The sequence below is a fragment of the Pedobacter sp. genome, assembly GCF_031119335.1.
GTDB lineage: Bacteria > Bacteroidota > Bacteroidia > Sphingobacteriales > Sphingobacteriaceae > Pedobacter.
Genome location: NZ_JAVHXT010000001.1, coordinates 524,661 through 536,321, shown reverse-complemented (window position 1 = coordinate 536,321; position 11,661 = coordinate 524,661). Strand labels below are relative to the sequence as shown.

The following is an 11,661-nucleotide window of genomic DNA, read 5'->3' as shown; positions in this document are numbered from 1 at the left end:
TAGCACCAGTTGCACCAGGCGTACCGTTGCCGCTCGTAGCCGACTTACCGTCAGCTCCCGTTGAACCAGTTGCTCCTGCAGCTCCAGCAATATTCGTCCATGTATTTGTTGTAGGATTATAAACCCAAGTACCACTATCGTTAGTTACAATAGTAGTTCCAGCACCAGGACCTCCAGCTTGGCCAGGGGTACCGGGAGTTCCACTTGTTCCGGGCATACCCTGAACGCCAACTACACCTGCATCGCCCTTATCACCTTTTGGACCATTGATGTTCGTCCAAGTATTTGTTGTAGGATTGTAAACCCAAGTACCACTATCGTTGGTCACAACAGTAGTTCCAGTACCAGGACCTCCAGCTTGGCCAGGGATGCCAGGAGTTCCGCTTGTTCCGGGCATACCCTGAACGCCAACCACTCCCGCATCACCTTTCGGACCCTTTATATTGCCCGAAACTGTCCAATTGCTTCCATTGTAGATATAGGTGTCGCCTGTTATTGTATTAATGTATGTATCACCAGTATTACCTGTACCATCCGTAGGGTTGGCAGTACCACTGGTTAAAGACTTGCCATCCTTACCATTAGCACCCACTGAACCTTGTGGACCTGGAGCTCCAATTGCTCCAGCATCCCCTTTCGGACCTTTAATATTGCCCGAAACTGTCCAAGTGCTTCCATTGTAGATATAGGTGTCGCCTGTTGTTGTATTAATGTATGTATCACCAGTATTACCTGTTCCATTTATAGGATTAGTAGTACCACTGGTCAAAGATTTTCCATCTGCGCCTTTTGGACCAGGTGTTCCTCCAATATTTGTCCATGTATTTGTAGTAGGATTGAACACCCAAGTACCACTGTCGTTATTAACGATGACTATGCCTGCACCAGGCCCTCCAGTTTGTCCTGGTATGCCCGGCTGCCCTGTTCTTCCCGGTTGGGACTCTACTAGAGTTACCGAAGAGCTTCTGACAAAAACCCATTTCGTACCATCGTTGTAGTAGATACCTGGCACCACATCATTTGCAGTAGCAGTATTATAAACCATCATACCAGCAACGTGTCCAGACAAAGGTGCCGGATTTGTAGTGGCTACTAAAGGAAGTCTTGCGTGCAGCAAACCTTTCTTAGTGCTTTCCAATTCTAGCAATGCATCTTTGTTTGGTAAATTTGAATTACCAGCAGTACCGTCCTTTACTTTTTGCTGTGCAAATGCAACAGTAAAACTTAAGAATAAACTAAAACCAAATAATAAACGTTTGTTCATATATCATCTTTATCTTACACTCACTTTTCTATTCAAAACCTTTTGCTTTTTTTTGAAACTTGTTCTTAAGAACATTTATCAATTGGGAGGAAAAGCGAAGAGAACGTGATCGTTAATCTTATTTTGCACAGCCCAGTAGACTGTAACTTTTTTTTGACGCTGCAAAGAAAAATAGAATAATAGAGCTAGCAAAAATTTTGACTACTCACATCTACACACACCAATCAACAAACTGAAAACAAATAAGTTAACCACCAACACCCACTCACACCTTATAGCTCTAAGTTTTATAAAATAGGAGTTTATACAGATTGGTTTAATGGGTATTGTGAATATTCTCTCTCCGAGTTTTTTGCACTTTTCAATGGTTAAAAGTAAAAGCTTCTCTTATTTTGTGGGTTTTACTTACATGCATCGTCTCTTCTGCAGTTCTAACTGTTGAAGATTATGTGATTAACCAAGATTGGAATAAGTATATAAAGAAACGTTACTACCTAGGTTTTTTGGAATGCTAATGACTACTATTTTGTTATCTGGTATTGTCTACGCTTTCGAATTATACCGAAATCTACTTTCGTTCCTTCCTCTTTGGGAGGTAATTTTGTAAGCGAACCGCCCCCTTTTGCAAAATTAGCCTTCGGAAATTCAGATTATCCGGGGAAATTTGTTTTTAGAGATGGTGCAAAAATCACCAGAGATGGAAACCGCTATCAAGGTAAGTTGGTAGTTTTGGTAAACGAAAATTCACAAAGCCAATCGGAGTACCAAGCTACGGTCTTTAAGGCTGTTAAAAACTCGGTGATTATTGGCAGTACAACTGCAGGCGCAGATAGTAATGTTTCTAATAATTAACCTTCCAGGCGGTATAAGCACCATGATTTCGGGTATTGATGTTTGTATATCCAGATGGAAAAGATACCCATCATGTGGATATCGTACCAGTCATGATGGTAATAAAAAAGGTGAAGACGAAGTATTAAAAAAAGTGATCAGCGTAATAAGTAGTTTGCATAAAAATTAACCTTCAAATTTGAAGTTAAAATAAAGATTTACAAAATATACATTACAATATCGCAAGTTCTAAGAATATATTAGCTTTAAAGCACATCAGTTAGGAATATTATATATATTTTGATTTAACTTCTAACAAGTTATTTATAACTTGATAATCATTATATTTGAAAACACATCTTGCAAATATGACGTTGCGCCTCAAACTTCTATTATTTAGTATTATTATCCAGATAAATTTTGGATTAGCTCAAGTTACCCCCAAAAAGATTGACAGCTTAAATAAACTAGCTATCGAAATAACAGATTTTGATTCTAGTAATGCGGTTATCGATAAAACCATAAAATTATCTAGGGCTATAGATTATAAAACGGGGATAGCCACAGCAATGCTTGCCAAAGGTGTGAACTTTCATAACCATGGTAAGTTCGAGGAATCTATCCGCACAACGATTAATGCGGAACAGATTGTAATAGAAACGAAGGACAATGCAAAAATAGCTCATTTATATGCGTTAAGAGGAAATTCTTACAGTAGATTATCTTTTTTTGAAAAGAGCGCACAATGCCTAAAAGAAGCAAAGAAATTTGCCGAAAGAATACCAGATCTAGATGAAAAAAGAATTAGCTTAGGTCGTATTTATGGTATTACGGCGGTAAATTTTAAATTTCAAGAATCACTACCGAATTATCTCGACTCAGCACTATTCTATCGTTTTAAATCTTATTACTTACAAAAAGATATACCCCAAAAAAGTTTTTCAAAATCTATATTGATTATTCAAATCAATGATATCGGTAGGCTTTACACCTTAAAAAACAAACTCGACTCCGCAAAAATTTATTATCAGAAAGCTATTCCCATAATTAAAGAGAACAAGCTTTTTAAATATATCGGAGATACTCATTTAGGACTTGGAGATATTCATCTTAAAAAAAATAATCTAGACAGTGCGCTGTTTTATTATGAAAAAGCACTTTCTATTTCTTTAAAAACCAAGTATGTAAATGCTATTAAAGATTCTTATCAAAAGATAGCTTTAGCCTATGAAAAAAAAGGCGATAGAAACAAATCTTTCGAGTATCTGAAAAAACATAGTCATATCGCCGATAGCTTAGCGAATGCAAATAAAAAAGCAGTTAAGATTTCCTCAGATTTTATTTTAAAGGAAAAGGAAGCGGCGTTTAAAAATACTACATCTTATTATATCTTACTTATTAGCGCAGCCATTATTGGTGTGTTAAGTATAAGCCTAATACTTGTAAAACTACGAAAAGAGCATAAGAAAACCGTTGCTCTACATAAAGAGAAGCAAGAATATTTGTATGAAAGGCTTGCGCAGCTAAAAGAGAAAACATCATCTGACAAGGTTGACGAGCAGACATTAAAAGATATTATTGGCTTAGCAATGGCTAACGAACCTGCATTCTTGATTAAATTTCAGGAACACCATTCTGTATTTATTCAAAAATTGATGGAGCGTGCGCCTAGTCTGGTTACTACAGATCTGCTTATTTGCGCTCAACTTCGTTTGGGCTTTTACACCAAAGAAATTGCTAGATATACCAAAACTACAGTAAGAGCCGTAGAAGGTAAAAAATACAGGATTAGGAAAAAATTAAATATCCCCGCTACCGAAGACATTAATGTATGGATGATGCAAGTATAATCCTATCAAACATCAGCAATTAGTTTACTTAACAAATGGTTAGCTTGTGCATACCTTTCGCTATTCAGTGGTATCATAGTTAACCATTGTTTACATGCCGTTCTATTTCCCTCCTTCAAAAAGCTCAATGCAATCATATAAGCTGCCTCATATTTCAGGCTAGCATCGGTACCATTTAAAACAGGATATAATACTTCTTTGCTTGTTTCCAAGCAATTGTTAGCCATCAATATTGCGGCATAATGGTTTGCCAATTCATTGTTATCTGGGTTCTTCAAGTAAAGTTTTTCGATAATTTGCTTTGCTTCATAATATTCACCATTGCTTACATGTGTGGCAGCTTCATTAAGGTCTTTGTATGGTGATTTTCTAAACGTTGCAATCATTTCGTCATCAGAAACTTTAAATTGCTCATAATGATTGTGGCTAAGAGAGAAAAAAAATACGCCAACAACAACTGCTAAGGCTATAAAAGTACCAATTATAAATACACGAGCTATATTGCTCACCTCTTTTGTACGCTCATGTTGCTTTATCGACAACGATTTAGTAGCTTTTTCACTAGTTGAAGACATTAATGCCCCCATCAACTGCATATCTAAGCTGCGATTGATAATCTTGTAGTGCTCTAAATACTCTTGCAATTCCTTGTCATGCTTGATGATATCTTCAAATTCATCAAATTCACTTTCACTTAAATCACCTTCAACATAACGGGCTGTTAATAAAATTTTGTCCATTTGTCTAGCTGTTTGTTAAAACCAACTCCGCTTTAATGGGTACAAAGGAAAATAGAAAAAAAGGTCTATAAAGAAACTTTGAATACTCGCTTCTACTCACCTTCTAAAAGATCTGTAAAACATCTAAAATACTGTGTATCTAACCGTAATTAAGTTAAATCCTTTCAGTTGGGATTTAGAAATTATAGCGTAACAAAAGGGACGAAACGAGATACACATTTCTACCCACTTCTACTCACGCATATTTAAATTATTAAAAATCAAATACTTACACCAAACAGAATTAACTACCTAAACTTCTAATTTTCAACACTTGTGAATTATTTTTGCGATTGTTAAATGCCCTGCATTATTAACAGACATCGCCATTACCTATGAAAATATATACACTACTGAAATGCATATTGCTATGCTGTTTCATTACGTCTAGTTATGCTCAAATTGACAATCGAAAAATTGATAGTTTAATTATTCTAGCAAAATTGACAACCAATGTCGATTCGAGCGAAATGATCATAGCTCAACTTATTACAGAATCTCATGCGACAAACTATCGTTTAGGTGTCGTGGACGGTATTTTATTGAGAGCTGGAAACTTACACAACAGTAATAAGTTTGACAAAACAATTGACCTACTTCAAAAATGGAAAACCTACATATTGAGCAGTAAAAATGATGTAAGAATTTCTCAATTTTATGCACTACAAGCTAACAGCTACAATAGCTTATATTTCATTGAAAAAAGCAGGCTATATTTAAAAGAAGCTAAACGATACGCAGAAAACATAGTAGACGACAACCCCAGATACAACAACCTGGCTAAGATTTACATGATTTTATCAAATACTTTCGAAACTAGTGACATCGTTAAGCTAAATTTTGATTCCATTCTGTTTTATCGGAAAAAGGCTTATGAAATACAAGCTAAAATTATTGGAGGTGGCGTGTCAAAGACTGGCGCCGTAATACAAGAAAGTGCCATAGGAGATATTTATTTGAAAGCTGGGAAAATAGATTCTGCTAAGTATTATCTTCAAAAATCGTTACAAACAGCTAAAATACATCATCTTGAGAAGTTCGCATTTCCTGCTTTTTCAGGATTGGGAGATATTGGATTAAAAGAAGGAAATTTAGATACCGCACTTTACTACTATAAAAAGGCATCGGTATTAGCAAGTCAAATAGACAATATTGGAAACATAAAAGACAGTTACTATAAACTCTCTACTATATATGAGTTATTGGGTGATACCAGTAAATCTGTGACTTATTTAAGAATGTACAGTAGAATGGCCGATAGCTTGTCGTATATAGAAAAAAATGCTACAAAAGCATCATCAGACATCATTATTACTGAAGAGGAGCAAAAACAACATCGTAAAAGGAACTACTACTTTGCAGCTATTGGTGGATTTATTTTACTACTTATGATCCTCACATATATCTTAATATCCTTAAACAAAAAACATCAAAAGGCGGTAGAACAACATAAATTAGAACAAGAGAAACTTTATGAAAAACTAGGAAAGTTTAAGGCTGAGGCAATAGCCGACAAGATTAACGACAAAGATTTGCGGGAAGTGATTTCTCTTGCAATGGCCAACGACCCTATATTCCTCATTAAATTTAAGGAATTACACCCAGTATTTATACAAAAATTAATGGAAATATGCCCTACATTGGCAACTTCAGACTTATCAATTTGTGCACAACTACGACTTGGCTTTTACACAAAGGAAATAGCAAGATATACCGGCGCATCGGTAAGAGCTGTAGAAGGGAAAAAGCATAGAATAAGAAAGAAATTAAATATCTCGACTACCGACGACATCAACGTTTGGATGATAAAACTATAGCGATTAAGCCATTAGCTATTTATGCTATTAATTATCGGTTTGAGAAAAATTAACTAGCTTTATAATTTAAACGGCTTATGCTTTCCCTACAACTTCAATTAGCAATTCTTGAACAATCTATAGATGCCACGGCTATTTATGATAGTGAAGAACTACATATCAGCTTTGTGAATCAGGGCATGCTGCAAATTTGGGGAAAAGATACAAATGTGATAGGCAAGACATTTGAAATTGCTATTCCGGAAATTGCTGGGCAACCCTTTGTGGCTTTATTGAAAAATGTTTGGCTAACTGGGCAAACCTATACCGCCACAAGTACGCCAGCAACTTTGGAAATTAATGGAAAACTTAAAACCTCCTTTTTTGATTTTGAGTATAGGGCAATTAAAAATGAACAAAATAAGGTTATTGCAATATTACATACCGCTCGTGATGTTAGCAGCAAAGTAGATGCCTTAGACCGTTTAGCTCAAAAACAAGAACGAGAACAGCAATTAATTGCTGATTTAAGAAGAACGGATGACGATATGCAAGCTGCAAACTTGGAGCTTCGTCATATCAATAAAGATATTAATAGGCTTAACACTCGTTTGCAAGAATCTGAAACCGATTTTAAAAGATTGGTTGAAAAGGCACCTGTTGCCATTCTGGTTTTTCGTGGTCCAGAAATGACCATAAACCTGGTAAATGAATCGATGTTAGAGATTTTAGATAAAGACAAAAATATTATTGGAAAACCTCTACTCGAAGGACTACCGGAAATTGAAGGCGCTCCGGCTGTAAATATGTTATTTGAAGTATTTAACACCGGAAAGACTTTAGAAGGCGCAGAGCAGCCCGTACCCATAAAGAGAAATGGCTTGGTGCAGACCAGATATTTCAACTTTAGCTATAGACCGTTGATTAATGACGGAACTATTATTGGCGTAATGGATGTAGCGGTAGATGTAACTGAGCAAGTACTGGCTAGGAAAAAATTAGAAGCAAATGAACAACGGCTGCAAAGTATTCTGGATACCATGGCCGAAGGGGTTATGATTACTGATACAAACGGAAAAGTAACGTATGCTAATGGTATGGCGCAAATCATCATGGGGGTATCACTAAATGATCTGAAGAACCGCCATTACAACGATGAAAAATGGACAAATGAGCGTTTGGACGGCTCGCTTCTACCTAAAGACGAGCATCCACTCTTTATTATTCTTAAAACACAGTTCCCTGTTTACGACCAAGAGGTTGCCATTGTTAAACCCTCTGGAGAAAGACATTATATTTCTATTAATGCAGCGCCTTTATTAAATCAAGACAATCAATTAACTGGCGGAATTATTTCTTTTACAGACGTTACAAAACGCCGAAAAGTGCTACAGCAAAAAGAAGATTTTATTAATGTAGCCAGCCACGAGTTAAAAACTCCTGTTACAGCGCTGAAAGGCTCTTTACAACTGTTAGAAAAAATGCAAGGCAGGTTAAGTGAAGAAAATTCTCGTAAACTTGTTGAGCAAGCAAACAGAAGCTTAACCAAACTTAGCAACTTAATTAGCACATTACTGAATGTTAATCGTATTAGCCAAGGGCGTTTTCCTATCAATAAAACTAAGTTTAAAATTTACGATTTAGTTAAAGATTGCTGCAGCGAAGTAAATATACTAGGCAAACATGAATTAGTACTTAAGGGCGATTTAAACCTTGAAATTGAAGCAGATGTACAACTGATAGAACAGGTTTTAGTTAATTTGGTGAACAATGCGGTTAAGTACGCTCCAGATTCGAAAGAAATTATCGTAAATATGGAACGTTTGCCAGAAGGTATCAAGATTTCTGTTGCGGATAGTGGCCCAGGCATTCCGCAAGAAAAAGCAAAGCATATTTTTAAGCGTTATTACCAAGCTGAAAACCTTGGTGCTTATTCATCTGGTTTAGGTTTGGGCTTGTACATCTCGGCAGAAATTATCGAAAAACATGGTGGTAAAATTGGGGTAGATAGCGAAACTGGAAAAGGTAGCAATTTCTGGTTCACAATACCTCACTAATAGAACTATTAGGAATGCTTTCGCCTATCATCCTCTACAACTTCATATTTTTTACTTAATCCTTTTAGTAAGCAAAAAAACGCTGAAACATTTAAAACAGTTTTTGATAATTCAATGAATTTCGATTGTTAATTTGATTTCAAAATTCTTACAAATTCCTTATCTTGCTAAAAAATTGGAACGGATACACAAATCCCTTCTTAAAATCAATTCAATAAAAAGCTAACTAACTTAAAAATGAAGAAGCATTTATGGTTAATTCCTGCTGCTGCTCTTTTTGCATTTAGTGCCAACGCACAGGAAACAAAAAAAGCAGAAAAACCTGCAGACACCACTAAAAAAGTGGCTCCTACCACTCCCCCAACCCCACCAAAACCAACAGTTGCCGACAAAACTAAATCGAGCAAGAAAATTGATGGTTTATTTACCTTGTACCGAGACACCGTTACTGGAAGTCTGCAGTTGTACGTAAAAAAAGATCAACTAGGTAAAGACTATATCTACCAAAGTTTTTCGATGGGTGGCCCCACTAGATTGTTCCTTAACCAGAACATGATTAGATCAACCAAATTGTTCCAAATCAAACAAGTGGATGATAAAATCGAGTTTTTGGAGAAAAATACTGCATTTTATTACGACCCAGCCAATGCAGTAAGCAAAGCCGCAAATGTTGACGTTTCTGATGCAGTTTTCTATGCAGATAAATTTAGCGCAAAAGATGCAGATGGTTACTTAATTTCTGTTGATGGTTTGTTCTTAAGCGATAAACTTGACCCTGTAAAACCTGTTACGCCTCCTGGTATGCCTCCTGGTGCTATGTTTAATTTAGGAAGCTTAAGTGCTGCTAAATCTAAATATCAAACTGTAAAATCTTTTGATGGCAATACCGATGTTGTGGTAGATTTAGCTTACGATAACCCAATGCCTTTAAACGGTGGTGGTAAAGATATTACCGATGCTAGATACGTTCGCGTTAAAATGCAACATTCTTTCCTTGAGGTTCCTCAAAACGATTTCAGACCACGTAGAGATGACCCAAGAGTAGGTTATTTTGGTGCCGAAGTCGATAATTTAACTTCTGTTGGAGCTACACCGTATAAAGATTTTATTAGTCGTTGGTATTTGAAAAAGAAAAATCCTAATGCTAAATTAAGTGAGCCTGTAGAGCCCATTGTTTTCTGGATTGAGAACACTACACCTTTAGAATATCGCTCAATTATTAAAGAAGCAGGCGAAAAATGGAATGAAGCTTTTGAAAAAGCAGGTTTCAAAAATGCAGTGGTAATGAAACAAATGCCAGATAATGCTACTTGGGATCCTTCAGATATTTCTTACAACGTAATTCGTTGGGTATCTTCGGCCTACCCTTCTTATGGTGCAATTGGCCCAAGCTTTTACAATCCTTTAACAGGACAAATTTTAGGTGCAGATATTACTGTTGAGTGGAAATCTGGCGCTGGAACGGCAGTACAAGATGATTTGTACAATGGTGGTCCTTCAATGGCGATGAACTTACCGTGGGAAAATCCGGAGCAGGCTTTAGCAGCAACGCAAGGTGGACACCAACATGGTGGCAAAAACCACATGGCATTTTGTTCGTTAGCACAAGAGCTGAGCATGCAATACCAAACAGGTTTAGCAGCTATCGAAGTTTTAGATGCTGACGTTAATGAAGCTACCAGAGCAGCAACGGTAAAAGAGATGCACAAGCAATTCTTATACTATTTAATTATGCACGAAATGGGTCATACCCTTGGCTTAAACCACAACATGAAGGCTAGCCAAATGTTAAGCCCTGCGCAAATGAACGATAAAAGCTTAACCCGTAAAATTGGTTTACAAGGTTCTGTAATGGATTATCCTGCTATCAATATCAGTAGCGACCGTAGCAAACAAGGCGATTACTACACTACAAAAGCTGGCCCTTATGATTTATGGGCTATCGAATATGGCTACACTCCTTTCAGCGAGAAGGAAGAAGAAGCTGGCTTAAATAAAATCTTGGCTAGAAGTACTGATCCGCAATTGGCTTTTGGTAACGATGCAGATGATATGCGTAGCCCAGGTGGCGGTATCGACCCAAGAGTGAATGTGAATGACCATACTAACGATATGGTGGCTTATGGCGAAGATCGTTTCAAATTGATCAACAGTATGATTCCTAAGTTGAAAGATAGATTTAGCAGACCAAACCAAAGTTACCACGAATTGCGTAGCAAATACTACCAATTAAACGGACAACGTGCTAGCATGGCTGCTGCATTGAGCCGTTACATTGGTGGTGTATACGTAGATCGTAGCTTTGTAGGCCAACAAACTACTACAGCACCATTTACACCAGTACCTGAGGCTTATCAAAAGAAAGCTTTAGCATTGTTAAGCACTTATGTATTTGCTCCAAATGCTTTTGATGCCGACAAAGCGATATTCCCTTACCTTCAAATACAACGTAGAGGTTTTGGTTTCTTTGGCAATAACGAAGATGTTAAACCTCAAGCTACTTTCTTATCGTTACAATTGAGTACGTTGGCACAGTTGTTACACCCAACTACTTTAACTAGAATTAGTAATAGTGGTTTGTATGGCAATACTTATTCTGTTGCTAGCGTAATGAATGATTTAACGGATGATATCTTCACTGCAGATCTAAAAAGCAATGTTAACTTGTTCCGTCAGAATTTACAAACAGAGTATGTTAAAGCTGCCGTTGCCATAGTAGAAGCACCTAGAGGTTATGACAATGCCAGTAAAGCTGCTGCATTTGCTACCTTGAATAAAATTAAAGGTCAGTTGGCTACAGCAACTAGTACAGATGAGCAAACTAAAGCGCATAGAACTGCTTTAACTTTTATTATTGACAAAGCAACTGATGTTGGTAAATAGTAACCATCAACTTTATTAATAGACGCTCCGCAATATAATTGCGGAGCGTTTTTTTTGCTTCAACATTCAGCATAAATCCTACTTTTAGACCAAAACACATCAAGCTTACCCACACTAATTAAAACGTAAAAACGTTATTAAAAAGCTAAAATACAATTGTCATTTCATCGCAAGAATAAAAGACAGATTAAACAAATAAAG

General features: G+C 36.6%; 6 protein-coding genes and 1 pseudogene. 5 read left to right on the top strand and 2 right to left on the bottom strand.

Annotated elements, in window-relative coordinates; translation table 11 throughout:
* Positions 1-1,264, bottom strand: a pseudogene (locus REI64_RS02260) (hypothetical protein); the annotation flags it as partial.
* Between the two features lie 588 nt (positions 1,265-1,852).
* On the opposite strand from REI64_RS02260, the gene REI64_RS02255 reads away from it, so the two are divergent.
* Positions 1,853-2,116, top strand: coding sequence for a S41 family peptidase (locus tag REI64_RS02255; RefSeq protein WP_308848458.1), 264 nt, complete (start codon positions 1,853-1,855; stop codon positions 2,114-2,116).
* 326 nt (positions 2,117-2,442) lie between these two features.
* Complete coding sequence (locus tag REI64_RS02250) at positions 2,443-3,945, top strand: tetratricopeptide repeat protein (RefSeq protein WP_308848457.1); 1,503 nt, start codon at positions 2,443-2,445, stop codon at positions 3,943-3,945.
* A 5-nt stretch (positions 3,946-3,950) separates the two neighbouring features.
* Here the strand turns inward: REI64_RS02250 and REI64_RS02245 are convergent, their stop codons facing one another.
* On the bottom strand, positions 3,951-4,685 hold the full coding sequence (locus REI64_RS02245) for a hypothetical protein (protein ID WP_308848456.1): 735 nt from the start codon (positions 4,683-4,685) through the stop codon (positions 3,951-3,953).
* A gap of 509 nt (positions 4,686-5,194) precedes the next feature.
* Here REI64_RS02245 and REI64_RS02240 point away from each other — a divergent pair.
* The 3 genes from REI64_RS02240 (at position 5,195) to REI64_RS02230 (ending at position 11,460) form a co-directional block, all read left to right on the top strand.
* Positions 5,195-6,541, top strand: coding sequence for a hypothetical protein (locus tag REI64_RS02240; RefSeq protein ID WP_308848455.1), 1,347 nt, complete (start codon positions 5,195-5,197; stop codon positions 6,539-6,541).
* Positions 6,542-6,618: 77 nt separating this feature from the next.
* The gene (locus tag REI64_RS02235) at positions 6,619-8,577 is read left to right on the top strand and encodes a PAS domain-containing protein (RefSeq protein ID WP_308848454.1); all 1,959 of its coding nucleotides are present in this window, start codon (positions 6,619-6,621) and stop codon (positions 8,575-8,577) included.
* Between the two features lie 237 nt (positions 8,578-8,814).
* Complete coding sequence (locus tag REI64_RS02230; RefSeq protein ID WP_308848453.1) at positions 8,815-11,460, top strand: zinc-dependent metalloprotease; 2,646 nt, start codon at positions 8,815-8,817, stop codon at positions 11,458-11,460.
* The last annotated feature ends 201 nt before the right edge of the window (positions 11,461-11,661 follow it).

Coding starts and splice junctions, on each gene's coding strand:
- REI64_RS02230 (WP_308848453.1), top strand. CDS start 8,815: ATGAAGAAGCATTTATGGTTAATTCCTGCTGCTGCTCTTTTTGCATTT.
- REI64_RS02235 (WP_308848454.1), top strand. CDS start 6,619: ATGCTTTCCCTACAACTTCAATTAGCAATTCTTGAACAATCTATAGAT.
- REI64_RS02240 (WP_308848455.1), top strand. CDS start 5,195: ATGATCATAGCTCAACTTATTACAGAATCTCATGCGACAAACTATCGT.
- REI64_RS02245 (WP_308848456.1), bottom strand. CDS start 4,685: ATGGACAAAATTTTATTAACAGCCCGTTATGTTGAAGGTGATTTAAGT.